21 protein-coding genes are annotated in these 22,916 nt (G+C 71.5%); 8 read left to right on the plus strand and 13 right to left on the minus strand.

From position 1 onward, the window contains the following. Positions 1–167: 167 nt before the first annotated feature. Genes IG02_RS0122645 through ssd form a run of 4 tightly spaced genes read right to left on the minus strand, consistent with a single transcriptional unit; the run spans position 168 to position 4,103 of the window. A complete protein-coding gene (locus IG02_RS0122645) occupies positions 168–917 on the minus strand; it encodes a type II secretion system F family protein (RefSeq protein WP_051765628.1) in 750 nt (249 codons plus the stop codon). 26 nt (positions 918–943) lie between these two features. Continuing rightward, a complete protein-coding gene (locus IG02_RS0122650; RefSeq protein WP_078854719.1) occupies positions 944–1,834 on the minus strand; it encodes a type II secretion system F family protein in 891 nt (296 codons plus the stop codon). Continuing rightward, positions 1,831–3,006 carry a TadA family conjugal transfer-associated ATPase gene (locus IG02_RS0122655; protein WP_030751122.1) on the minus strand — a complete coding sequence of 392 codons (1,176 nt, stop codon included), beginning with the start codon at positions 3,004–3,006 and terminating at the stop codon, positions 1,831–1,833. The genes IG02_RS0122650 and IG02_RS0122655 overlap by 4 nt, the downstream gene beginning before the upstream one ends. Continuing rightward, the gene (gene ssd / locus IG02_RS0122660; RefSeq protein ID WP_037803951.1) at positions 3,003–4,103 is read right to left on the minus strand and encodes a septum site-determining protein Ssd; all 1,101 of its coding nucleotides are present in this window, start codon (positions 4,101–4,103) and stop codon (positions 3,003–3,005) included. The genes IG02_RS0122655 and ssd overlap by 4 nt, the downstream gene beginning before the upstream one ends. Before the next feature lie 512 nt (positions 4,104–4,615). Between ssd and IG02_RS0122665 the strand changes: the two genes are divergently transcribed. Beyond that, complete coding sequence (locus IG02_RS0122665; RefSeq protein WP_030751128.1) at positions 4,616–5,461, plus strand: HAD family hydrolase; 846 nt, start codon at positions 4,616–4,618, stop codon at positions 5,459–5,461. A 416-nt stretch (positions 5,462–5,877) separates the two neighbouring features. Here the strand turns inward: IG02_RS0122665 and IG02_RS0122670 are convergent, their stop codons facing one another. After that, on the minus strand, positions 5,878–6,768 hold the full coding sequence (locus IG02_RS0122670; protein ID WP_030751130.1) for a hypothetical protein: 891 nt from the start codon (positions 6,766–6,768) through the stop codon (positions 5,878–5,880). 102 nt (positions 6,769–6,870) lie between these two features. Here IG02_RS0122670 and IG02_RS0122675 point away from each other — a divergent pair, with 102 nt between their 5' ends. Beyond that, positions 6,871–7,857: an ATP-binding protein gene (locus IG02_RS0122675; protein WP_030751132.1), complete on the plus strand. Its 987-nt coding sequence runs from the start codon at positions 6,871–6,873 to the stop codon at positions 7,855–7,857. A gap of 211 nt (positions 7,858–8,068) precedes the next feature. Here the strand turns inward: IG02_RS0122675 and IG02_RS0122680 are convergent, their stop codons facing one another. After that, on the minus strand, positions 8,069–9,352 hold the full coding sequence (locus tag IG02_RS0122680; protein ID WP_030751135.1) for a hypothetical protein: 1,284 nt from the start codon (positions 9,350–9,352) through the stop codon (positions 8,069–8,071). A 521-nt stretch (positions 9,353–9,873) separates the two neighbouring features. On the opposite strand from IG02_RS0122680, the gene acs reads away from it, so the two are divergent. The 5 genes from acs (at position 9,874) to IG02_RS43035 (ending at position 15,478) form a co-directional block, all read left to right on the plus strand. Then, complete coding sequence (gene acs, locus IG02_RS0122685) at positions 9,874–11,829, plus strand: acetate--CoA ligase (protein ID WP_030751138.1); 1,956 nt, start codon at positions 9,874–9,876, stop codon at positions 11,827–11,829. Between the two features lie 251 nt (positions 11,830–12,080). Further along, complete coding sequence (gene nhaA, locus IG02_RS0122690; protein WP_051765542.1) at positions 12,081–13,520, plus strand: Na+/H+ antiporter NhaA; 1,440 nt, start codon at positions 12,081–12,083, stop codon at positions 13,518–13,520. Positions 13,521–13,586: 66 nt separating this feature from the next. Next, entirely contained in the window at positions 13,587–14,081 is a 495-nt protein-coding gene (locus tag IG02_RS0122695; protein WP_030751146.1) for a phage holin family protein, read from the plus strand. Then, a complete protein-coding gene (locus IG02_RS0122700) occupies positions 14,078–15,109 on the plus strand; it encodes an alpha/beta fold hydrolase (protein ID WP_030751149.1) in 1,032 nt (343 codons plus the stop codon). The genes IG02_RS0122695 and IG02_RS0122700 overlap by 4 nt, the downstream gene beginning before the upstream one ends. A 186-nt stretch (positions 15,110–15,295) precedes the next feature. Further along, the gene (locus tag IG02_RS43035; RefSeq protein ID WP_078854721.1) at positions 15,296–15,478 is read left to right on the plus strand and encodes a hypothetical protein; all 183 of its coding nucleotides are present in this window, start codon (positions 15,296–15,298) and stop codon (positions 15,476–15,478) included. A 187-nt stretch (positions 15,479–15,665) separates the two neighbouring features. Here the strand turns inward: IG02_RS43035 and IG02_RS0122705 are convergent, their stop codons facing one another. The 3 genes from IG02_RS0122705 to nth all read right to left on the minus strand — a co-directional run bounded on the left by IG02_RS0122705 (position 15,666) and on the right by nth (position 18,990). Further along, complete coding sequence (locus tag IG02_RS0122705; RefSeq protein ID WP_030751153.1) at positions 15,666–16,865, minus strand: MarP family serine protease; 1,200 nt, start codon at positions 16,863–16,865, stop codon at positions 15,666–15,668. Positions 16,866–17,074: 209 nt separating this feature from the next. Further along, positions 17,075–17,791: an NUDIX hydrolase gene (locus tag IG02_RS0122710; RefSeq protein ID WP_030751156.1), complete on the minus strand. Its 717-nt coding sequence runs from the start codon at positions 17,789–17,791 to the stop codon at positions 17,075–17,077. A 341-nt stretch (positions 17,792–18,132) separates the two neighbouring features. After that, positions 18,133–18,990 carry an endonuclease III gene (gene nth / locus IG02_RS0122715; protein ID WP_234314866.1) on the minus strand — a complete coding sequence of 286 codons (858 nt, stop codon included), beginning with the start codon at positions 18,988–18,990 and terminating at the stop codon, positions 18,133–18,135. Positions 18,991–19,318: 328 nt separating this feature from the next. Here nth and IG02_RS0122720 point away from each other — a divergent pair, with 328 nt between their 5' ends. After that, entirely contained in the window at positions 19,319–19,993 is a 675-nt protein-coding gene (locus tag IG02_RS0122720) for a Crp/Fnr family transcriptional regulator (RefSeq protein WP_030353254.1), read from the plus strand. A gap of 127 nt (positions 19,994–20,120) precedes the next feature. Here IG02_RS0122720 and IG02_RS0122725 read toward each other — a convergent pair whose 3' ends face one another. The 4 genes from IG02_RS0122725 to IG02_RS40850 all read right to left on the minus strand — a co-directional run bounded on the left by IG02_RS0122725 (position 20,121) and on the right by IG02_RS40850 (position 22,826). Next, positions 20,121–20,951: an MBL fold metallo-hydrolase gene (locus IG02_RS0122725; RefSeq protein WP_030751163.1), complete on the minus strand. Its 831-nt coding sequence runs from the start codon at positions 20,949–20,951 to the stop codon at positions 20,121–20,123. Further along, positions 20,948–21,892 (minus strand): NUDIX hydrolase, encoded by a 945-nt coding sequence (locus IG02_RS0122730; protein WP_078854723.1) that lies wholly within the window; start codon positions 21,890–21,892, stop codon positions 20,948–20,950. The genes IG02_RS0122725 and IG02_RS0122730 overlap by 4 nt, the downstream gene beginning before the upstream one ends. A 278-nt stretch (positions 21,893–22,170) precedes the next feature. Beyond that, the gene (locus IG02_RS0122735) at positions 22,171–22,668 is read right to left on the minus strand and encodes a RidA family protein (RefSeq protein ID WP_234314867.1); all 498 of its coding nucleotides are present in this window, start codon (positions 22,666–22,668) and stop codon (positions 22,171–22,173) included. After that, positions 22,665–22,826, minus strand: coding sequence for a DUF4177 domain-containing protein (locus IG02_RS40850; protein ID WP_075033571.1), 162 nt, complete (start codon positions 22,824–22,826; stop codon positions 22,665–22,667). The genes IG02_RS0122735 and IG02_RS40850 overlap by 4 nt, the downstream gene beginning before the upstream one ends. Between the last annotated feature and the right edge of the window lie 90 nt (positions 22,827–22,916).

A 22,916-nucleotide genomic window follows, 5' to 3' on the forward strand; every position in this document is an offset into this window, starting at 1 on the left:
CATTCGTGTCGCACACACCGTGCCCACCGCATCCGGTGCGTCTGCCGTGTACTCGTCCGCATGTCTGCCTCCCCGTTGGGTCGTTTGATCGTTCGCACATGAATCCCGGTCCAACGCGGCCGAACCTGCCGGCCACGGCTCGTCCGGCGCGGCACGCCGCCAGGCACTCAGCCGCCTGCCAGCAGGCCGCCCGCCAGCCCGATGACCACCGGAGCCACCCCCACCGCCAGGAAGGCGGGCAGGAAGCACAGCCCCACCGGCGCGGTGATCAGCACCTGGGCCCGCTGCGCCCGGGCGAGGGCCCGTCGGGACCGCTCGGCCCGGAGGCCCTCCGCCAACCGGGACACCGGCTCCGCGGCCGGCGCTCCCGTTGCCCCGGCCCGCTCCAGACAGCGGGCCAGCCCGGCCGCGCCCGGTATCTCCCCGAACCTCCCCCATACGGCGGCCGGTTCGCCTCCGAGCCGCAACTCGGCGGCCGTCCGTGCCAGTCGGTCACCGACGGGCCCGCCCAGCGACTCCCCCACCGCCTCCGCCGCCTGACGCGGTCCTGCCCCGACCGCGAGGCAGGCGGCCAGCAGATCGGCCGCGAGCGGCATTCGCCGCGTCATCTCGTCCGTCCGGGCGCGGTCCTCGGGCTTCCTCGTCCGCAGCCACCCACGGAGCGCGTGCGCCACCACGAGGCCCACCAGCAACCCGGCCGCACCGCCGACCAGCACCCAGCCGGTGGCCACCGCGCCCAGCGGCGGGCCCCAGCGACGCGCTCGGATCCGCATCCCCGTCCACGTGCCGTCCCCGCCACGCCGCGCCCGCTCCACATCGAGGAGCGCCGCGAGTCGTCCCCTCACCCGTCGTTCCCGCCGGCCGGCCACCACCGCACAGCCCAGCCCGCCGACGGCGGCCAGGACAGCGGCGACCATCCACAGCCTGTGCATGAACTCGCCCGTCACACCGTCTCCCCCGTCCGTACGATCCGGGCCGCCCACCACAGACCCGCGCCCTCCAGCAGTCCGCCCACCACCAGGCAGCCCAGACCGGCGGGGGTGTGGAACAGCACCCGAAGGGGGTCCGCCCCCATCGCCCAGCCCATCGCCAGCCCCACCACGGGAAGGAACGCGAGCACGACGACCGTCGACCACGCGCCGGCCAAGTGGGCCCGCAGCCCCTCTCTCTGGTCTCGCTCCGCGCGCAACACCGCCTCCAGCCGGTCCAGGCCGGCGCCCAGCCCGGCCCCGCCGTCCACCGCCACTCGCCAGCAGGCCGCCAGCCCCACGAGACCGTCCGCCCCCGGAGCGCTCCCGGCCCGTCGCAGCGCGCCGGGAACGTCCCCGCCGAACCGGGCGGCGGCCAGGACGGCGGCCTCCGCGCCACCGAGGCCACCGGTGGACCCCGCGGCGGCCGCCAGAGCAGTCGCGGGCTGAAGACCGGCCCGTAACTCCCCCGCCATGGCACCGCACAGGGCAAGAACCTGGGAGGCTCGCAGATCCTCCGCCTTACGGCGCCGCCCGGCCCGCAGCCGCCGCCCCACCAGCGGCACCGCCAGCACGCCACCGATCAGCGGCAACACCGACTTCCCCAGCAGGGCGAGAACCACCGCCACCGGAAGACACAGCCACACACCGGGCACCCGACGCGCCCACCCACGCGCCCTCCGCCTCCACCGCTCCCGCGCACACGCCCCCAGCACTCCGCCCGGCGCCGGGCCACCCGCCACACCGGCATCCCCGAACAGGGCCCGGGCCCGCCGCAGGCCGCGTTCCTGGCACACCGTCGGCCACACCGCGGCCACGACGCACACCGTCGCGCCCGCGAGTGCCGCCACCGACCCCCCGGTCACAGCGCATCACCCAGCGTTTCGCCCAGCAGCCGCCGCAACCGCGCCCAGCCCCGCTCGTACGCGAACCCCTCCGCGCCCCAGCGCAGCGCGGGCACCGGAACCACCAGCCCGACGTCGTCCCGCTCCAGCACATGCACTTCGGCGATCCGCCGGCGCCCGGAACGGTCCCGTACGAGGTGGATCACCACGGACAGCGCCGCGGCGAGCTGGCTGTGCAGCGCGGCCCGGTCGAGCCCCGCCGCCGTCCCCAGGGCCTCCAGCCGGGCGGGGACGTCCGCCGCGGTATTGGCGTGCAGAGTGCCGCAGCCACCTTCGTGCCCTGTATTGAGGGCGGCCAGCAGCTCCGTGACCTCGTCACCGCGCACCTCCCCGACCACCAGCCGGTCCGGGCGCATCCGCAACGCCTGTCTGACGAGGTCCCGCAGCGTCACCAGGCCCGCGCCCTCCTGGTTCGCCGGGCGGCCCTCCAGCCGCACCACATGGGGGTGGTCCGGCCTCAGCTCCGCGGAGTCCTCCGCGAGCACGATCCGTTCCCGCCCGCCGACCAGGCCCAGAAGGCTCGACAACAGGGTCGTCTTGCCTGTGCCCGTCCCGCCGCTGATGACATAGGACAGCCGGGCCTCGATCAGCGCCCGCAGCACCCGCTCCCCACCGGGCGGCACGGTCCCCGCCGCGGTCAGCTCCGCCAGCGAGAACGCCTTCGGCCGCACCACCCGTAGCGACAGACACGTCGAGCCGACCGCCACCGGCGGCAACACCGCGTGCATCCGTGTGCCGTCGGGCAGCCGGGCGTCCACCCAGGGCCGGGCGTCGTCCAGCCGGCGCCCCGCCACGGCGGCCAGCCGCTGCGCCAGCCGCCGCACGGAGGCCGCGTCCGCGAACGACACGGAAGTCGGCTCCAGGCCACCGCCGCGGTCCACCCACACCTGGTCGGGCGCGGAGACCAGCACGTCCGTCACCGACGGGTCGGCGAGCAGCGGCTCCAGCGGTCCCGTCCCCACCAGCTCGCACCGTAACTCCTCCGCCACTCCCAGGACTTCCGTGTCCCCGAGCAGCCGGCCCTGGGCGCGCAGCGCCGCCGCGACCCGGGCCGGCGTGGGCTCGGCCCCGCTCTCCGCGAGCCGTTGCCGTACGGCGTCGAGCAGTCCGCCGCCCGTCGTCACGGCGCTCATGACACCACGCTCCCGTCCCCGGCCAGGGCCTGCTCCCAAAAGGCCGTACAGAACCCGGCCAGCGGCCCGCGCGCACGGGCGCCCGGTGGCATCGCACCCTGGTCCCGGGCGTCGGACAGCCCTGGCTCCAGGGGCAGTTCACCCACCAGCGGCAGCCGCAGCGCGTCGGCGATCCACCGGTCGTCCAGCCCGGGCGCGTACGGTCCGCGCACCACCACCCGCAGGTCGCGCAGCACCATTCCCACCATCGAGGCCACCCGCCGCGCCGCCGCGACGGCGCGCAGCTCGGCCGGCACCACCAGCAGCCCCACGTCCAACTGCGCCAGGGCCTCCGCCACGGCCTCGTCCACCCGGCGCGGAAGGTCCACGACCACCACACCACCGCCTCGGCGGGCGGCGGCCAGCACCGACCGCATGGCCTCCGGCCGCACCACCACGGCATCACCGCGATCCCAGCTCAGCAGGCGGAGCTCATGCAGACGGGGCAGCGACTCCTCCAGCGCACCGCCCGCGACCCGCCCCTTGGAGGCGGCGAAATCCGGCCATCTTCGGCCGGCCTCCTGCTCGCCTCCGAACAGCACATCGAGCCCGCCTCCCAGAGGATCACCATCGATGAGCACCGTCCGCCGGCCCGCTCGCGCAGCCGTGACCCCCAGGGCACAGGCCAGGGTGGAGGCTCCGGCGCCGCCCCGCCCACCGATCACACCGACCGTGACGGCCTGCCGCCCCACGCCCTCGGCCGCGTCCGCGATCCGGTCCACGAGCCAGCTCTCCGCGTCGGGGAGCCGCAGCACGCACTCGGCGCCGATCTCCACCGCCCGCCGCCACACGTCCGGATCGTCCTGGTCCCGCCCGACCAGCAGCACGCCCCTCCGCCGGGCGGCGCCCCGGCAGCGAGCGGCGGCGTCGTCGCCGACGAGCACCAGCGGCGCCTCCTCCCAGCTCGCCTTCCGCTCGGGCACCGTGTGGTGCACCTCCGGCTCGGCGCCCGCGGCGGCACACAGCCTCAGCAGATCGTCGAGCAGCTCCGCGTCCTCGGTGACGATCAGCGGTCCGGCCCGCCCTTCTTCGGCGCCCGGTGAACGATCGGAAGTCATGGATCCCGCCACGATCTCCGCCCCCCTATCTCCGTCCGGATCCGGGATGCGCGAGTGCTTCTCGCGCGATCTCGGAGTGATCCGGTATCTGCGATTCCGGCTACCGCGAACCTCGCGGCCGGAATCACCGTGCGGCAGAACGGAAAATCGTGTGGATCTTGCTTGAAAACTGTGGACAACCGGCCGGTTGTGAATATCCCGGTAGCTCATACCGGTGACTCCCGGAGAGCAGCGCATTAACTACGCACAGTGACGGGTAGAGGACCGGCAACCGTCGGGCTCGCGCGGCGCGCGGAAGGAGGGAGAGTGGGTCTCGAGGCCGGAAAACACGTCCGGACATGCGACGACCCCCGCCGGGGGGGAGAGCGGGGGTCGTCCCCACGGCCGACTCGGGGGGGGAGGAGCCGGACCGGGTTAGCACGGTCGCGAACGATCCGTGACTTCCATGGTGTACCCGAGAGCCTTCTCAGGCAAACCCACGCGCCCCACCTTACGCCGAATGGTGGGCGCATATGCTCGGCCCCGTGGAAAACCACTCCTTGCCGCGCACAGCAGCCTTCTTCGACCTGGACAAGACGGTCATTGCGAAGTCATCGACCTTGACCTTCAGCAAGTCGTTCTACCAAGGCGGCCTGATCAACCGCCGCGCCGTACTGCGCACCGCATATGCACAGTTCGTCTTCCTCGCCGGCGGCGCCGACCACGACCAGATGGAGCGGATGCGGGAGTATCTCTCGGCCCTCTGCAAAGGCTGGAACGTGCAGCAGGTCAGAGAGATCGTCGCCGAGACCCTGCACGACCTGATCGACCCCATCATCTACGACGAGGCGGCGTCCCTCATCGAGGAGCACCACACCGCCGGCCGCGACGTGGTGATCGTATCCACCTCGGGAGCGGAGGTCGTCGAGCCGATCGGTGAGCTGCTCGGCGCCGACCGGGTCGTAGCCACACGGATGGTCGTCGGCGCCGACGGCTGCTTCACCGGGGAGATCGAGTACTACGCGTACGGACCGACCAAGGCCGAGGCGATCAAGGCGCTCGCCAAGTCGGAGGGATACGACCTCTCCCGCTGCTACGCGTACAGCGACTCCATCACCGACACCCCGATGCTCGAGACGGTGGGACACCCGCACGCGGTCAACCCGGACCGGGCGCTGCGCCGGGAGGCGACCGCACGGGAATGGCCGATTCTCGTGTTCAGTCGGCCCGTCCGGCTCAAGCAGCGGTTGCCCACGTTCAGCATGCCGCCCCGCCCGGCGCTGGTCGCCGCGGCGGCGGTGGGCGCGGCGGCCGCGACCGCCGGCCTGGTCTGGTACGCCAGCCGCCGTCGGCCGTCCGCGCCCGCTTCGCGGGCCTGACACCCGAGGGCCGTGGCCCGGCCCCAAGAGCGCCTGCCGGGACGGTTCTCGGGAGCAGCCCGCGGACCGGTCCCCTTCTCCTGTTTGAACCTAAAAGTAAAGAAGTTCGGGCAGGGCTTTCGCATCACTGGGCTCAGGAGTACAAAGGAGTCAACGGCCCGCGAGACCAGTGGACATCCGAGAGGATCACCCGTTAACGCATAGGCCCCACGGACCGAGCACGAAAACGGAGCACCCACGCGACGTCGACCCGTCGATTACGGGCCAGCCGCACCAGGAGACGGGCGAAGTACCCGGCCTGATGGGCAATACATCGAGGACGCCTGGTAACTCCGTGGACGTGCCAGCGGCGGCGCCGGAAGGTGCCGCCGCATTTTCCGTGACCGGGGCATCCGCCCCGCCCCGGGTTCCGACGCTCAGGCGGCGCCGCGCTGAAGCGCCTCGCACACCGCCGTAGACTCCCTCACCCCCAGTTCGACGGCGCGTCCGCAGTGTGTGATCCACCGGGCCATGCCGTCCGGGGTCCCCGAGAGATACCCCTCGAACGCGGCGGCGTACGCCGCGCGCCCCAGCTCCGCGTGACCGACCTCCGCCGGGCAGACCGACTTGGGATCCAGGCCACTGCCGACCAGGACGACACGCTCGGCCGCCCGCGCCACGAGGCCGTTGTACGAGCCGAAGGGCCGCAGCGCCAGCAGCTCGCCGTGCACGACCGCCGCCAGCACCAACGCGGGTGCCCCGCCCCCCGCCAGCACCAGCTCCGAGAGGCCCTCCAGCCGTCCGGCCACTTCCACCGCGGTCGGCAGCGGAGCTTCGGTCAGCGGACCCGTCACCTCGCCGCCCGGAACTCCACCGGGAACCTCCACGACCGACTCGCCCGCCAGGCGGGGCCGCCCCACCGTCTCGTCCGGGACGCCGGCGCCCCCGGCCGCCACCAGGTGCAGTCGCGCCAGGACCCGCAACGGGGACTGGCTCCAGATGGACAGGAGTTGACCGGCCTCGGCGTTCAGCCGCAGGGCCGCACCGACCGTACGGGCCTCGGCGTCGGCCCCGAAGTCGCCACGCCTGCGCACCTCTTCGAGCGCCCAGTCGGCACCGGACAGCGCCGCGGAGCCGCGCGCCGCGCGCAGGGCCGCCTCCGAGGCGACCTCGCTGCCGCGACGCCGCATCACGCGGTGACCGTAGACACGGTCGACGGCCCTCCGCACGGAGTCCACCGCGTCGGGGACCCCGGGCAGCGAGGCAAGCGCGGCCAAGGGGCTTTCGGGCCGTGGCGCGGACGAAGCGTCAGGGGCACTCGTACTCATAGGTAGGGAGGCTACGCGCCCAGGGCGTGCGCCCCACCTTGGAGTGGTCTTCCTCACCCATTACCCTCACCCTTCGCAAGAGAGCGACTACTCTACGCGAACATGAAGATCGCTTTCGTGGGCAAGGGCGGCAGTGGCAAAACCACGCTGTCCTCGCTCTTCATCCGTCATCTGACCGCCAACGAAGCTCCCGTCATCGCGGTGGACGCCGACATCAACCAGCACTTGGGGGCCGCGCTCGGGCTGGACGACGCGGAGGTGGCGGCACTGCCCGCGATGGGCGCGCATCTGCCGCTGATCAAGGACTACCTGCGGGGCGGCAACGCGCGGATCACCTCGTCCGAGTCGATGATCAAGACGACACCGCCGGGCGAGGGATCGCGGCTTCTGCGCGTCGGCGAGGACAACCCGGTGTACGAGGCGTGCGCGCGTACGGTGCGGCTGGACGACGGGGATATCCGGCTGATGGCCACCGGCCCCTTCACCGAGTCCGACCTCGGGGTGTCCTGCTACCACTCCAAGGTCGGCGCGGTCGAACTGTGCCTCAACCACCTGGTCGACGGTCCGCACGAGTACGTGGTGGTGGACATGACGGCCGGGTCGGACTCCTTCGCCTCCGGGCTGTTCACCCGGTTCGACCTGACGTTCCTCGTGGCCGAGCCCACCCGGAAGGGGGTCTCCGTCTACCGCCAGTACAAGGAGTACGCACGGGACTTCGGCGTCTGCCTGAAGGTCGTCGGGAACAAGGTGCAGGGCCGCGACGACATGGAGTTCCTCCGCGCGGAGGTCGGTGACGACCTGCTGGTGACGGTCGGGCAGTCCCCATGGGTCAGGGAGATGGAGAAGGGCAGGCCGGCCCCGTTCGACCGACTGGAGGTGGACAACCGCCGCGCGCTCCAGGTCCTCCAGGACGCGGCGGAGGACTCGTACGAACAGCGCGACTGGGAGCGGTACACCCGGCAGATGGTGCACTTCCATCTCCGCAACGCCGAGAGCTGGGGCAATGCCAGGACGGGCGTCGATCTCGCGGCGCAGGTCGATCCGGACTTCGTCCTGAGCGAGGCGCTGGCCGCCCCGCAGCCCACCTGACCGTCCCAGTCCGTCGCGCCGTCCGAACCGCGCTCCCGGCCGCGCCGGCCACACGGCACGGGCGCGCCGTTCGGCGGCATCACCGGATCCGCACCGTCCGGCCGGCCCCGGCCCGCCCCGGCTCGTCGCGACCGGGGCCGGGCCGGCACGGCGTGCGTTTCAAGTGGCGGTGCGCGGCAGGGTTACCTCGGTGCCGTACGTGCTGCCCGGCTCAGTTCCGTACGTGCTGCCCGGCGTGGGCGGCCGCGCGGCCCGACGCGGGTGCGGGGGAAGCCGGGGCCGGGGTGGCCGTGTACCGCTCCCAACCGCCCTTGGGCGCCTGCCCGACACGGAGAGCGCGCAGCTTGTCCAGGGTCTTCGGGTCCTGTGCGTCGAGCCAGTCGACGAGTTGGCGGAACGAGACGCACCGCACGTCCTTCTGCCCGCAGACCGCCTTCATCGTTTCCTCGATCGCGCGCATGTACGTGCCGCCGTTCCAGGATTCGAAGTGGTTTCCGATGATCAGGGGGGCGCGATTCCCCTTGTAGGCGCGGTCGAAGGCCTGGAGCAGGCCGTCCCGCATCTGGTCTCCCCAGTACTCGTGCTGCGAAGGATCGCCGCTGGCGGTGCCGGACTGGTTGTACATGAAGTTGTAGTCCATGGAGAGCGTCTCGAAATCACGGCCCGGCACCGGGACCAACTGCAGGGGGATGTCCCAGAGGCCGTCCTTCTTCTTCGGCCAGACCTGGTTGCCGATACCGCTGGAGTCGTAACGGAAGCCCATCGTCCGCGCGGCCCGCATCATGTTCTTCTGCCCTTCCAGGCAGGGGGTTCGGCCGCCGATCATCTCCTTGTCGTAGTCGAAGGGCAACGGCGGCTCGTTGTTCAGACCCGCATTGGTCTTCCAGTTCTTCACAAAGGACTTGGCCTGTTTGATCTCGCTCTGCCACTCCCCGACGGACCACTGTCCGACACCGCCCTCCTTCCCGCAGAAGTGACCGTTGAAGTGCGTGCCGATCTCACTGCCGTCCCGCCACGCTCCGCGCAGCTCCCGCAGCGTGTTCTTGATCCCGTCGAGGTCGTTGAAGCCGATGTCGGAGCTGCCGCGCGGGTGCTGGGGCGGCTCGTACAGCGATGCCTTCTCCTCCGGGAGCAGGTAGACACCACTGAGGAAGTACGTCATCGACACGTCGTACTTCTTTCCCACCTCCCGGAAGTGGGAGAAGAGTTTCTGGCTGTCCTCGCCCGCGCCGTCCCACGAGAACACCACGAACTGCGGTGGTTTCCGGCCCGGCTCGAGGCGTGCCTGTTCGGCACGGTGCGGCTGCGGGCCGGTGTACGCCGTCGAGCCGTCGCCGATGAGCCGGACGACGTTCTTCGGTGCCCCGTGTGCCCCTTTGGCGCCATGGGCACCCGCACGTCTTTCCGGGGAGCCGGAACCGGAGCATCCGGCGACACCGATGGCGAGCGCCGTGACGGCGGCACCGAGAGCGACTCTGTTCGTGGCGGCCAGCATCCGCGCACCCTCTTCCTTCGAGTTCTCGTACCGAAGTGCCGGGCGGCGGCGATCCGGCCGGCGCCGAGCGCCGACAACGTCCCATTAGGACTGAAGATATGAATAAACGACAAGCCGTATGAAATTACTAATCACTACCATGGGTGAATAACTACGCCATTTACCCCGAACATCCCACCAAAGCCTTTACCCTCCATTACGATTCATTTACCGATTCTTGAATCAGCCAAGGAAGCGCGCCGCTCCAGGCGGCGCCGCGCGCGAGGTGGCGTACGGGTCGCGGACGTGGCCCAGCCGGTCGCGCGCCTGAACCGCCCCCGCGCCCCGTCCGTGAGAGTGTGTGCCCCCTTCCCCCGCGCCCCGGGGGAGCGGGCCGCCCTCCGCCGGACCGGGCGTCACCTCAGAGGGCGCGCCGTGCCATACAGGTCTAAACCAATTTTCCGGAAGACCCCTTGTCACCCGGCCACTCGACTGATGAGCTGGCCAGGGACACATAGGACGCCCTGGGAAAGGGAGATGTCGTGAGCAAAGAAAGCCTGGCCAACCTGCTCAAGGAGGAGCGGCGGTTCGCACCACCGGCCGAACTCGCCGCGCACGCCAATGTGACGGCGGAGGCGTACGACCGGGCCGCGGCGGACAGGCTTGGTTTCTGGGCCGAGCAGGCGAGGCGGCTCACCTGGGCCACCGAGCCGACCGAGGTCCTGGACTGGTCCAACCCACCGTTCGCGAAGTGGTTCGCCGACGGCGAGCTGAACGTCGCCTACAACTGCGTCGACCGCCATGTGGAAGCCGGTCACGGCGACCGGGTCGCGATTCATTTCGAGGGCGAGCCCGGCGACAGCCGCTCGATCACCTACGCGGACCTGAAGGACGAAGTCTCCCGCGCCGCCAACGCGCTCACCGAACTCGGCGTCCGCAAGGGGGACCGGGTCGCGGTCTACCTGCCGATGATTCCCGAGGCCGCGATCACCATGCTGGCCTGCGCGCGGATCGGGGCCACCCACTCCGTCGTGTTCGGCGGCTTCTCCGCCGACGCGGTCGCCTCCCGTATCCAGGACGCCGACGCCAAGCTGGTCATCACCGCCGACGGCGGCTACCGGCGGGGCAAGCCCAGTGCCCTGAAGCCCGCCATCGACGCTGCCGTCGCCAAGTGCCCGCAGGTCGAGCGGGTGCTGGTGGTCCGTCGTACAGGCCAGGAGACCGCGTTCGACGAGGCACGGGACGTGTGGTGGCACGACATCGTGGGCCGGCAGTCGGCGGAGCACACCCCGGAGGCGTTCGGCGCCGAGCACCCGCTCTTCATCCTCTACACCTCGGGGACGACGGGTAAGCCCAAGGGCATCCTGCACACCTCGGGCGGCTATCTCACCCAGGTCGCCTACACCCACCACGCCGTCTTCGACCTCAAGCCGGAGACGGACGTGTACTGGTGCACGGCCGACGTCGGCTGGGTCACCGGCCACTCGTACCTCGTGTACGGCCCGCTCGCCAACGGCGCGACCCAGGTCATGTACGAGGGCACCCCCGACACCCCGCACCAGGGCCGGTTCTGGGAGATCGTCCAGAAGTACGGGGTGACGATCCTCTACACCGCGCCGACCGCGATCCGTACGTTCATGAAGTGGGGCGACGACATCCCCGCCAAGTTCGACCTCGGCTCGCTGCGCGTGCTGGGCTCGGTCGGCGAGCCGATCAACCCCGAGGCGTGGATCTGGTACCGGGAGAACATCGGCGCGGGCAAGGCCCCGGTCGTGGACACCTGGTGGCAGACCGAGACCGGCGCCATGATGATCTCCCCGCTGCCCGGCGTGACGGAGACCAAGCCGGGCGCGGCACAGCGCGTCCTGCCGGGTATCTCGGCGACGGTGGTGGACGACGAGGCCAACGAGGTGCCGAACGGAGGCGGCGGCTACCTGGTGCTGACCGAGCCGTGGCCCGCGATGCTGCGTACGATCTGGGGCGACGACCAGCGGTTCGTCGACACGTACTGGTCCCGTTTCGAGGGCGCGTACTTCGCCGGGGACGGCGCCAAGAAGGACGACGACGGAGACATCTGGCTGCTCGGCAGGGTCGACGACGTGATGCTGGTCTCCGGCCACAACATCTCGACCACCGAGGTCGAGTCCGCCCTGGTCTCCAACCCCAAGGTCGCCGAGGCCGCGGTCGTCGGAGCGGCCGACGAGACCACCGGGCAGGCCATCGTCGCGTTCGTCATCCTGCGCGGCAGCGCCACGGTCGACGACGGGCTCGTGGCGGAGCTGCGCGACCACGTCGGGTCCGCCCTCGGCCCCATCGCCAAGCCCCAGCGGATCCTGCCGGTCGCGGAGCTGCCGAAGACCCGTTCCGGCAAGATCATGCGGCGCCTCCTGCGCGATGTCGCCGAGAACCGCGAGCTCGGTGATGTCACCACCCTCACCGACTCGTCCGTCATGAAGCTCATCCAGAGCCAGCTGCCGTCGGCGGCGAGCGAGGACTGAGCGGCCCGGCCCCTCCGGGGGTCGAGGGGGTGTCCGGCACGACGCGCGCCGGGCGCCCCCTCGGGAAGCGTCACTTCCGGTCCCGGACCGGGGGCTCCCCCGTCCGTCGAAGATCACCCTGAGCGGTTGTCCGACGTCGCGGGTAGGGTGAGTTCCACGTCAACAACTCAACAAGACGTTCAGGGTGCGCCGGGAAGTCTGGTCGGCATGTGGTAAGTCGTGTCCGCCTACCGGCCAGGAGGTCTCCGCCCGTGCCCGCTCCCGTCCCCCCCGCTCGTAAGGCCGCTGCCTCCGGCCGTAAGTTCCTCGGCCGCCTGCCGCTGCCCGAACGGACCTATCTCGCGGACGCGCTCCGTACCGAAACCGTCGGCGGGGTACTTCTCCTCATCGCCGCCGTCGCCGCCCTGATATGGGCGAACACCCCGTTGAGCGGCAGCTATGAAGCCGTACGCGACTTCCACGCCGGTCCCGGCGCGCTGGGGCTCGACCTCTCCGTGCAGCACTGGGCGGCCGACGGCCTGCTCGCCGTCTTCTTCTTCGTCGCCGGCATCGAGCTCAAACGCGAACTGGTCGCCGGAGAGCTGCGCGACCCCAAGGCCGCGGCCCTCCCCGTCGTAGCGGCGCTCTCCGGCATGGTCATGCCCGCGCTCATCTACGTGCTGGTCAACAGCCTCGGCGGGGGATCGCTCGGCGGCTGGGCCGTCCCGGTCGCCACCGACATCGCCTTCGCGCTCGCCGTCCTCGCCGTGATCGGCACCTCGCTGCCCTCCGCGCTGCGCGCCTTCCTGCTCACCCTCGCCGTCGTCGACGACCTCTTCGCGATCCTGATCATCGCCGTCTTCTTCACCGGGGAGCTGAACTTCGCGGCGCTCGGCGGCGCCTTCCTCGGCCTTGCCCTCTTCTGGCTGTTGCAGCGCAAGGAGGTGCGTGGCTGGTACGTGTACGTCCCGCTGGCCCTCGTCATCTGGGGCCTGATGTACAACAGCGGTGTCCACGCCACCATCGCCGGTGTCGCGATGGGCCTCATGCTGCGTTGTGTACGGCGCGAGCACGAGGACCGTTCGCCCGGGGAGCGCATCGAACACCTGGTGCGCCCGCTGTCGGCCGGGCTCGCCGTACCGCTGTTCGCCCTCTTCTCCGCGGGCGTCTCGGTCTCCGGAAGCGCGCTCGCCGGCGTCTTCACCCGGCCGGAGACGCTCGGCGTGGTCCTCGGGCTGGTGGTCGGCAAGGCGGTCGGCATCTTCGGCGGTACCTGGCTGGCCGCGCGCTTCACCAAGGCCGAACTCAACGAGGACCTCTCCTGGCCCGATGTCCTCGCCCTCGCCGCGCTCGCCGGAATCGGCTTCACGGTCTCCCTGCTCATCGCCGAGCTGGCCTTCACCTCCGACCCCGTCCTCACCGACGAGGTGAAGGCCGCCGTGCTGGCGGGCTCCCTGATCGCCGCCGTCCTCGCGACGGTCCTGCTGAAGCTCCGGGTCCGTACCTACCGCGCGCTGTACGAGGAGGAGGAGCGCGACGAGGACCAGGACGGTGTCCCGGACGTCTATGAACAGGACGATCCCGGGTACCACCTGCGCATGGCCGAGCTGTACGAGGCGAAGGCCGCGGAGCACCGGGCCCGTGCCGCGGAACGCCGCCGGCTGGCGGAACACGCGGGGCCGTCGCACGATGACGACGACAGTCCGGCATGATCTGACCACGGACCGATGGTCGAGCAGAGATCTATGGTCGAGCAGAGCGAGAAGAGGGAGTCACCGATGAGCGACCCCGGCAGGCACGGCGCCGACACCGTCAGGACCGGCACGGTGGTCGAGCCCGTCAGTAGCGACCGCACCATCGGACAGCTGGTCGCCACCGCGACCGCCGAGATGTCCGCCCTGGTGCACGACGAGATCGCCCTGGCCAAGGCCGAGCTGCGCCAGGACGTCAAGCGCGGCGCGTCCGGCGGCGCGGCCATCAGCATCGCCGGTGTCCTCGCCCTGTTCTCGCTGCCGGTGTTCAGCTTCGCCGCCGCCTACGGGATCCACAACCTCGGGCTGGGTCTCGCCTGGTCCTTCCTGATCGTGGGCGGGGCCTACCTGGTGCTCGCGGGGGTGCTCGCGCTGCTCGCGAGGAGCAAGTTCAAGAAGGTCAAGAAGCCGGAGAAGAGCATCGCCTCCGCCAGGCAGACGGCGGCCGTGCTCCAGAACGCGAAACCGCATCCGCGCGAGGGCCAGGACAACGGCCGGACTGTGGCACGCTCGTCCACATGACCGCCCCTGACTCCGACCGGCCGGACAGCACACCCCCGGACCGGTCGACGCCCCCGGCCCCGTCGGTCCCCTCGGGATCGTCGGCGTCCCCGGGCCCCTCCGCGCCCGGCGCGACGACGCCCGCCTCGGCCGTACGCCTCGACGGGCCGTGGACCCACCGCGATGTGGCGGCCAACGGCGCGCGCTTCCACATCGCCGAGATGGGTGACGGCCCCCTGGTACTGCTGCTGCACGGCTTCCCGCAGTTCTGGTGGACCTGGCGACACCAGCTGCCGGCCCTGGCGGAGGCCGGTTATCGCGCGGTGGCGATGGACCTGCGCGGCGTCGGCGGCAGCGACCGTACGCCTCGCGGTTACGACCCCGCCAACCTGGCCCTCGACATCACCGGCGTGGTCCGTTCGCTCGGTGAGCCCGACGCGGCGCTCGTCGGCCATGACCTGGGCGGCTACCTCGCCTGGACGGCGGCGGTGATGCGTCCCAAGCTGGTGCGCCGGCTCGCCGTGACCTCGATGCCGCACCCGCGCCGCTGGCGCTCGGCGATGCTCTCCGACTTCGCGCAGAGCCGGGCCGGGTCGTACATCTGGGGCTTCCAGCGGCCGTGGCTGCCGGAGCGTCAGCTGATCGCGGACGACGCGGCGCTGGTGGGGCGGCTGATCCGGGACTGGTCGGGGCCGAAGCTCCCCGACGACGAGGCGGTCGAGGTGTACCGACGCGCCATGACCATCCCGTCGACCGCGCACTGCTCGATCGAGCCGTACCGCTGGATGGTGCGTTCGATGGCACGCCCCGACGGCGTCCAGTTCAACCGGCGCATGAAACGTCCAGTGCGGGTGCCCACGCTCCAGCTCCACGGGTCGCTCGATCCGGCGATGCGGACGCGCAGCACGGCGGGGTCGGCAGAGTACGTGGAGGCGCCGTACCGCTGGCGGCTGTTCGACGGGCTGGGGCACTTCCCGCACGAGGAGGACCCGGTCTCCTTCTCCTCGGAGCTCATCCACTGGTTGAAGGACCCCGAGCCGGACCGCTGACAAGCCGACAAGCTGACAAGGGGTCGGCCTCCGGCCGCGAACCGACGGGGGCCACCACGGCGGCCGTGGGCCGCCTGGCCCCATGGCGTGAACGCTTGTCCTACGAACAGCCAATTGCCGCCCGCATAGGCCAATTGGCCCTCCCTCTGGCGGTTACCGACCATGGGGCCCGGGAAACGTCGGGGTATGGGCTGGACGCACGACTACGGTGACGCAGCAGCACGCAACCGCCGCTCGGCCTCTGCGCCGATCACCCACAAGAGGGGCGGTCCGGGAGACCAGCGAGACGATCCCCGGCTCGGTATTTCCCTCATCATCCGCCGCAGGGCCCGCTGGGTGTCGGCACGGCTGCGTCATCAGCGTACGTAGCGCTTCCGCGAACGGTTGTCGGGTGTGTGCGACCGATTACCGCTGTGTTGTCGCCCGTTCGGGCCCGGTTGCCGCCGCCCGGGTTCCCGAGCGCTCGCGAGCGCGACGAGGTCACCACCTCTCGTGGGCGCCGCAGGTCGGCGACGCCCACGACGAGCGGTGACGGCCTCGCCGCGCGCAGCCCGAGCTACAGCGCGCACTGCTGGGTGTCGACCTGCTGGTTGGCCGCCCGGCCGAGCGTGATGTCCTCGCGGATCTCGTCCGCCGTCAGCGCGTAGCCGGTCTGGGCGTCGTCCAGCGACCTCGCGAAGATCACTCCGTACACCTTGCCCTCCGGGGTGAGGAGCGGGCCGCCGGAGTTGCCCTGGCGCACGGTCGCGTAGAGGGAGTAGACATCGCGGCGCACCTCACCACGGCGGTAGATGTCGGGCCCGTTGGCGTCGATACGGCCCCGAACGCGCGCGGAGCGCACGTCGTACGCCCCGTTCTCCGGGAACCCCGCGACGATCGCGCTGTCGGACGTCTTGGCGTCCGTGTCCGTGAACTGGAGCGGGGTCGCGGGGAGGTTCGGCACGTCCAGCACGGCGATGTCGCGCTGCCAGTCGTAGAGGACGACCTTGGCGTCGTACAGCCGGCCTTCACCGCCTATCTGGACCGTGGGCTCCTCCACGCCGCCGACCACGTGCGCGTTGGTCATCACGCGGCGCTCGGAGAAGACGAAGCCGGTGCCTTCGAGGATCTTTCCGCAACTGGAGGCCGTGCCGACGACCTTGACGATGGACTTCTGGGCTCGGGCCGCGACCTCACTGCCCTCGAGCGCCGGGTCCGGCGGGCTGACCTCGGGGATGGGCTCGTTGGTGAAGGGGCTGAAGACCTGCGGGAGGCCGTTCTGGGCCAGGACGGACGAGAAGTCCGCGAACCAGGTGGACGCCTGGGTCGGCATCACCCGCGAGACCCCTTCCAGCACCTGTGAACTGCGGACCTCCTTGCCGAGCGTGGGCAGCGGGGTCCCGGCGAGCGCGGAGCCGATCAGCCAGGCCACCATCAGCATGGCCACGACATTGACCAGCGCCCCGCCGGTGGCGTCCAGGGCACGGGCGGGCGTCCAGGTGATGTGCCGGCGCAGCTTGTTGCCGAGGTGCGTGGTGAACGCCTGCCCGACCGAGGCGCAGACGATCACTATGACCACCGCGACGACGGCGGCCGTGGTGGAGACCTCGGAATTCTGAGTGATCTTCGCCCAGACCATGGGCAGCAGGTAGATGGCGACGAGGCCGCCGCCGAGGAATCCGATCACCGACAGGATGCCGACGACGAAACCCTGGCGGTAGCCGACGATCGCGAACCATACGGCGGCGAGCAGCAGCAAAATGTCCAGCACGTTCACCGTCAATAGCCTCGCTTGCCTCGCGGATCGGTCTCCGGGTGCCTGGCCCCGGGGGCGGTACGAACACCCGTTACGGGTGGTCCCGGACGGATGGCCGGGTGGGGTCCGGCCCGGCCGAGCGGTGTCACCGGACCCGGACCCGGCGCCGTCGACGGGCCGCCCGTGTCACAGCCCCGGGCAGGGCGGGGATGAGCATGTGAGTCAGCCTGTCATGCCCGCCAGTCCAACGAGACGTGCCTGGCCCGGTCCCACGGCCGCTCCCACCCCGCGAAGTGCAGCAGACGGTCGATCACGCCGGCGGTGAACCCCCAGACCAGGGCCGAGGCGACAAGGAAGGCGGGGCCCTGGTGGCCTCTGGGGTGCAGGGCGGTCGCCCGGTTGGCGGGGTCCGTGAGGTCCGCCACGGGCACCGTGAAGACCCGGGCCGTCTCGGCCGGATCGACGACGCCGACAGGGCTGGGCCTGCGCCACCAGCCGAGCACGGGAGTCACCACGAATCCGCTCACCGGGATGTACAGCTTCGGCAGCACCGCGAAGAGCTGGACGCCCGACGGATCGAGGCCGGTTTCCTCCTCCGCCTCCCGCAGCGCGGCCCGCAGCGGCCCCGCTCCCTCCGGATCCCCGTCCTGCGGGTCGAGGGCGCCGCCGGGGAAGGACGGCTGGCCCGCGTGCGAGCGCAGGCTGCCGGCCCGCTCCATGAGCAGCAGCTCCGGGCCCCGGTCGCCCTCGCCGAAGAGGATGAGCACGGCGGACTGCCGACCACCGCCGCCCGCCGGCGGCAGGAACCGGCTGAGCTGTTCCGGCTTCACGGTCCGCGCGGCGCGCACGACGGGCGCGAGCCAGTCGGGCAGCCCGTCGGCCGTGACAGTGACGGCACCGGCGACCTCTGCCGCGGGTCCGTCGTAAGTCTCTCCAGCGCACGTCATAGGCACCCCTGTCGTACAACGCCTGACCCTACAACGGCTGCCGTCCACCGGATCGTTCCGCCCGAGCGCGGCTCCACCGGCCGACTCCCCATCCGACTTCCCTCCTTCATGCCTTCATACGGCCCCGGTCCGGTCCGTGCTCACCGGCACGGTCCGAAGCCGCGTGTGTCCCGCGTGCGTCCCGTGTTCCTCCCGGGCCGCACGCCGGGCTGCCGCGTCCCTCCCCGCCGTACGGGCTTCCCTCGGTGCATGTCCCGCGCGGCGGGATCTCATGCCGGGTCCTCGCTCCAGCCCCTCGCTCCGTGGCCTCGGGCCGTGACCTCGCCCCGTGGACTCGGGCCTCATGCCGGATCCGCGGTGGCGCCCAGGGGCGGCGCCGGCCTGCCCGGATAGTCGGGAGGAGGGCTCAGGCGCTGGCCCGGATATCCGCCCATCTCGTACTTGAGCAGCTTCTTCGCCTTCTCCGGGTCCGTCTCGCCCTCTCCGTACGACGGGCACAGATGCGCGATGGGACAGGCGCCGCAGGCGGGCTTGCGGGAGTGGCAGATGCGGCGGCCGTGGAAGATCACCCGGTGCGAGAGCATCGTCCACTCGCTCTTGGGGAAGATGTCCGCGATCTCCGCCTCGACCTTCTCCGGATCCTCCTGCTCGGTCCATTTCCAGCGGCGGACCAGGCGGCCGAAATGCGTGTCGACAGTGAGCCCCGCGACACCGAACGCGTTGCCGAGGACGACGTTCGCCGTCTTGCGGCCGACGCCGGGCAGGGTCACCAGATCGGACAGGGTGCCCGGCACCTCGCCGTCGAACCGGTCCCGCAGAGCGGTGGACAGCCCTATGAGGGACTTCGCCTTGGCGCGGAAGAAGCCCGTCGGCCGGATGGCCTCCTCCAATTCCTCCGGCACGGCCGCGGCCATGTCCTCGGGCGTGGGGTACTTCGCGAAGAGGGCCGGCGTGGTCTGGTTGACGCGGAGGTCGGTCGTCTGGGCGGAGAGCACCGTCGCCACCAGCAACTCGAACGCGTTCCGGAAGTCCAGCTCCGGGTGGGCGTACGGATAGACCTCGGCCAGTTCACGGTTTATCCGGCGGGCCCGGCGGACCATCGCCAGTCTCGATTCCGGCTTACCGGCCGCACGTTTCGCGGCTTTTTTCGGTTTCGCCGAGGGTTGTTCGCCCACAGCGGAATTACGCTCCGCGGACACTCTTCCAGCCCCCTTGGCCTGCGCTGTCACCGGTACTGTCACCGGCTGGTCGGAACACTCGGCCAGCGTAAAGCCCGGCACTGACATCCGTCCCGGGCCCGGCCGGTCGCCACCCGAATCGGCCCCCGGCGCCCGGCAGGGCGGGCCCATAGGTCAGACTTGTGACTGATCACATGGTTTCGCGCAACCGGAATCCGGTAGGTGGGCGAAGCAGCCCAGGATGCCAAGCCACCCGAGAAGAAGCGGCAGGTACGGCATCATGGGGACGACGGTCCCCGGAGCAGGTGGGGACCACAGTTCCCTGAGCAGGTCGACAAGGAGAGAACACGTGGACGACGTTCTGCGGCGTGCCCCGCTCTTCGCGGCGCTCGATGACGAGCAGGCGGCGGAGCTCCGCGCCTCGATGAGTGAAGCGACGCTCGCCCGCGGTGATGCGCTCTTCCACGAGGGCGATCCCGGCGACCGGCTGTACGTGGTCACCGAGGGCAAGGTCAAGCTCCACCGCACCTCCCCGGACGGCCGCGAGAACATGCTGGCCGTACTCGGCCCCGGCGAGCTGATCGGTGAGCTGTCCCTGTTCGACCCGGGCCCGCGCACCGCCACCGCCAGCGCGCTGACCGAGGTGAAGCTCCTCGGCCTCGGCCACGGCGACCTCCAGCCCTGGCTGAACGCGCGCCCGGAGGTGGCCACCGCTCTGCTGCGCGCCGTCGCCCGGCGGCTGCGCAAGACGAACGACCAGATGTCCGACCTGGTCTTCTCCGACGTTCCGGGCCGGGTGGCCCGTGCGCTCCTCGACCTGTCGCGCCGCTTCGGCGTGCAGTCGGAGGAGGGCATCCACGTGGTGCACGACCTGACCCAGGAGGAGCTGGCCCAGTTGGTCGGTGCTTCCCGCGAGACGGTCAACAAGGCGCTCGCCGACTTCGCGCAGCGCGGCTGGCTGCGGCTGGAGGCGCGCGCGGTGATCCTGCTGGACGTCGAGCGGCTGGCGAAGCGCTCGCGCTGATCACGCGCTGATCACGCGCCGTTCCCGGGAACCTCTCGTCCCCGGGAACCTCTCGTCCCTGGAAATCTCCGGATCCGGGGCCTCGCGACCCGGGAGTCCCTGGAGCCGGAGGCCCCTGCCGGGGGCCCTAGATGAGGCCGTGTTCGCTCAGGTACTCCAGTTGTGCCCGCACCGAGAGCTCGGCCGCGGGCCACAGGGACCGGTCCACCGCCGCGTACACCTCCGCCACCACCTCGGACGGTGTACGGAGTCCGTTCTCGACCGCGGTCTCCACCTGGGCGAGCCGGTGCGCCCGGTGGGCCAGGTAGAACTCCACCGCGCCCTGGGCGTCGTCCAGGACCGGGCCGTGGCCCGGCAGGACCGTACGGACCCCGTCGTCGACCGCGAGGGAGCGCAGGCGACGGAGCGAGTCGAGGTAGTCACCGAGCCGGCCGTCCGGATGTGCGACGACCGTCGTCCCGCGGCCGAGGATCGTGTCACCGGTCAGGACGGCGCGATCGGCGGGCAGATGGAAGCAGAGCGAGTCGGCGGTGTGCCCGGGGGTGGGCACGACGCGTAGTTCCAGGCCGCCGGTGGTGATCACGTCGCCCGCCGCCAGTCCCTCGTCTCCGAGGCGCAGCGCGGGATCCAGTGCGCGAACAGACGTGCGAGTCAGCTCGGCGAACCGTGCCGCGCCCTCCGCGTGATCGGCGTGCCCGTGGGTGAGCAGGGTCAGCGCGACGCGCTTGCCGGCCTTTCCCACGGCGGCGACGACCGCTTCGAGGTGTACGTCGTCGAGCGGGCCGGGATCGATGACGACCGCCAGGTCCGAGTCCGGCTCCGAGACGATCCAGGTGTTGGTGCCGTCGAGGGTCATCGGAGAGGGATTCGGGGCGAGCACGCTGACGGCACGGGCGGTCGCCGGTCCGGACAGCACCGAGCCGCGTGGCTGACCGGGGAGGGCGGCTGCGTCGGTCATCGCCCCTCCCCGAGATGGCCGGCGGTCCGGGAGGACCGGGGCACGGCGGTACGACCGGGCGCCACGTCCCAGGAGGGGGCCGAGGGCGTCGCGTCGACACGTCTGGTGAACTCGTCGTGGCCCGGCCAGCTGAGCACCAGTTCCTCGCCCTCCAGCCGGGCCGTCGCCAGCACCGGCGCCAGATCCCGCCCGGCCGCGGCGGCCAGCGCCTCGGCGACGGTGCCGTACGGCTGGAGCTGACGCAGCGTCGAGATGGTCGGCGGCATCATCAGCAGCTCACCCCTGTCGTACGCCTCCGTCGCGTCGGCGGGCCGGATCCACACCGTGCGGTCGGCCTCGGACGAGGCGTTCCTGGTCCGCTGCCCGGTCGGCAGGGCGGCCACGAAGAACCAGGTGTCGTAGCGTCGCGGCTCGAACTCCGGCGTGATCCAGCGCGCCCACGCGCCCAGCAGGTCACTGCGCAGCACCAGCCCGCGCCGGTCCAGGAAGTCCGCGAAGGACAGCTCGCGGTCGACCAGGGCGGCCCGGTCGGCCTCCCAGTCGTCACCCGTGGTGTCGTCCACCACGGTCCGTGCGGTCGCCCCGGCGAGCAGGACGCCCGTCTCCTCGTACGTCTCCCTCACCGCCGCGCACACGACAGCCTGGGCGGACGCGGCATCGACGCCGAGGCGCCGCGCCCACTCCGCCCGGTCGGGGCCCGCCCAGCGGACGAGCGGGCCGTCGTCACGCGGATCGACCCCGCCGCCCGGATACGCGTACGCGCCGGCCGCGAAGGCCATGGACGTACGGCGGCGCAGCATGTGGACGGCGGGCCCGCCCGGCTCGTCCCGCAGCAGCAGGACGGTCGCGGCCCGCCGGGGCGTCACCGCCACGATCTCCCCCGCGGCGAGGGCACGGATCCGCTCGGGCCACTCGGGCGGGTACCACTGACCATTGGGCATGGCCGGATGCTATGCGCTCACGCCAGGATGTTCGAGGGGCTGTCGGGGCCGTGTGTCCGCCCGGGACCGTATGCCCGCCCAGGACCGTGTATCCGCCCGGGGCCGTGTATCCGTCTATCCGCCGGAGCCGTCGTCCGCTCGAGGCCGTGCGTCCGCCGGGCCCACGACGGCCCGCGGTCCGGCAGCCGCCCGACAGGTCGGGCGGCTGGCGTCCCTGCCGCCCGCCGCCCGCGTCCCTCCCAGTCGTCGGCCCTCGTCGTTCCGTCGGCCCGTCGGTCTCAGTCGTCCGTCAGCTCGACCTGGAGCTCGACCTCGACCGGCGCGTCCAGCGGCAGCACGGCCACGCCCACGGCGCTGCGCGCGTGCACGCCCTTGTCGCCGAAAGCCCGCCCGAGCAGTTCACTCGCGCCGTTCAGGACCCCTGCCTGGCCGGTGAAGTCCGGGGCGGAGGCCACGAAACCCACCACCTTGACGATCCGCGCGACGCGGTCGAGGTCGCCGACGACGGACTTCACCGCGGCCAGTGCGTTCAGCGCGCAGATCTCGGCGAGTTTCCTCGCCTCCTCCGGGGTGACCTCCGCGCCGACCTTGCCGGTGGCCGGCAGTTCGCCGTCCACCATCGGGAGCTGCCCGGCCGTGTAGACGTACGCGCCGGTCCTGACGGCCGGCTGGTAGGCGGCCAGCGGCGGGACGACCTCGGGCAGCGTCAGCCCCAGCCCGGCGAGGGCGGTCTCGACGGCTCCCGGGGCGCCCACGGCCCCGGAGGCGGCACTCACGCGGACTTCTCCCGCTTCAGGTACGCCACGAGCTGCTCGGGGTTGTTCGGCCCGGGGACGACCTGGACGAGCTCCCAGCCGTCCTCGCCCCAGGTGTCCAGAATCTGCTTGGTCGCGTGCACGAGAAGGGGCACGGTCGCGTATTCCCACTTGGTCATGCAGCCGACTGTAGCCGCACCGTCCGACAGCCTCGTGCCGAGCCCGCCGACCTCCCCGCGTCCGGAGCCGCCCGAGCCGCGGGCCTCCTT

Origin of the sequence: Streptomyces sp. NRRL F-5135 (assembly GCF_000719775.1) — a bacterium.
Taxonomy (GTDB): domain Bacteria; phylum Actinomycetota; class Actinomycetes; order Streptomycetales; family Streptomycetaceae; genus Streptomyces; species Streptomyces hebeiensis.

What these genes read in the sequence shown, in the direction of transcription:
- IG02_RS0122645 (WP_051765628.1), bottom strand. Translation starts at nt 917, where the DNA reads ATGGTCGCCGCTGTCCTGGCCGCCGTCGGCGGGCTGGGCTGTGCGGTG.
- IG02_RS0122655 (WP_030751122.1), bottom strand. Translation starts at nt 3,006, where the DNA reads ATGAGCGCCGTGACGACGGGCGGCGGACTGCTCGACGCCGTACGGCAA.
- ssd (WP_037803951.1), bottom strand. Translation starts at nt 4,103, where the DNA reads ATGACTTCCGATCGTTCACCGGGCGCCGAAGAAGGGCGGGCCGGACCG.
- IG02_RS0122665 (WP_030751128.1), top strand. Translation starts at nt 4,616, where the DNA reads ATGCTCGGCCCCGTGGAAAACCACTCCTTGCCGCGCACAGCAGCCTTC.
- IG02_RS0122670 (WP_030751130.1), bottom strand. Translation starts at nt 6,768, where the DNA reads ATGAGTACGAGTGCCCCTGACGCTTCGTCCGCGCCACGGCCCGAAAGC.
- IG02_RS0122675 (WP_030751132.1), top strand. Translation starts at nt 6,871, where the DNA reads ATGAAGATCGCTTTCGTGGGCAAGGGCGGCAGTGGCAAAACCACGCTG.
- IG02_RS0122680 (WP_030751135.1), bottom strand. Translation starts at nt 9,352, where the DNA reads ATGCTGGCCGCCACGAACAGAGTCGCTCTCGGTGCCGCCGTCACGGCG.
- IG02_RS0122695 (WP_030751146.1), top strand. Translation starts at nt 13,587, where the DNA reads ATGAGCGACCCCGGCAGGCACGGCGCCGACACCGTCAGGACCGGCACG.
- IG02_RS0122700 (WP_030751149.1), top strand. Translation starts at nt 14,078, where the DNA reads ATGACCGCCCCTGACTCCGACCGGCCGGACAGCACACCCCCGGACCGG.
- IG02_RS43035 (WP_078854721.1), top strand. Translation starts at nt 15,296, where the DNA reads ATGGGCTGGACGCACGACTACGGTGACGCAGCAGCACGCAACCGCCGC.
- IG02_RS0122710 (WP_030751156.1), bottom strand. Translation starts at nt 17,791, where the DNA reads ATGACGTGCGCTGGAGAGACTTACGACGGACCCGCGGCAGAGGTCGCC.
- IG02_RS0122725 (WP_030751163.1), bottom strand. Translation starts at nt 20,951, where the DNA reads ATGACCGACGCAGCCGCCCTCCCCGGTCAGCCACGCGGCTCGGTGCTG.
- IG02_RS0122730 (WP_078854723.1), bottom strand. Translation starts at nt 21,892, where the DNA reads ATGCCCAATGGTCAGTGGTACCCGCCCGAGTGGCCCGAGCGGATCCGT.
- IG02_RS40850 (WP_075033571.1), bottom strand. Translation starts at nt 22,826, where the DNA reads ATGACCAAGTGGGAATACGCGACCGTGCCCCTTCTCGTGCACGCGACC.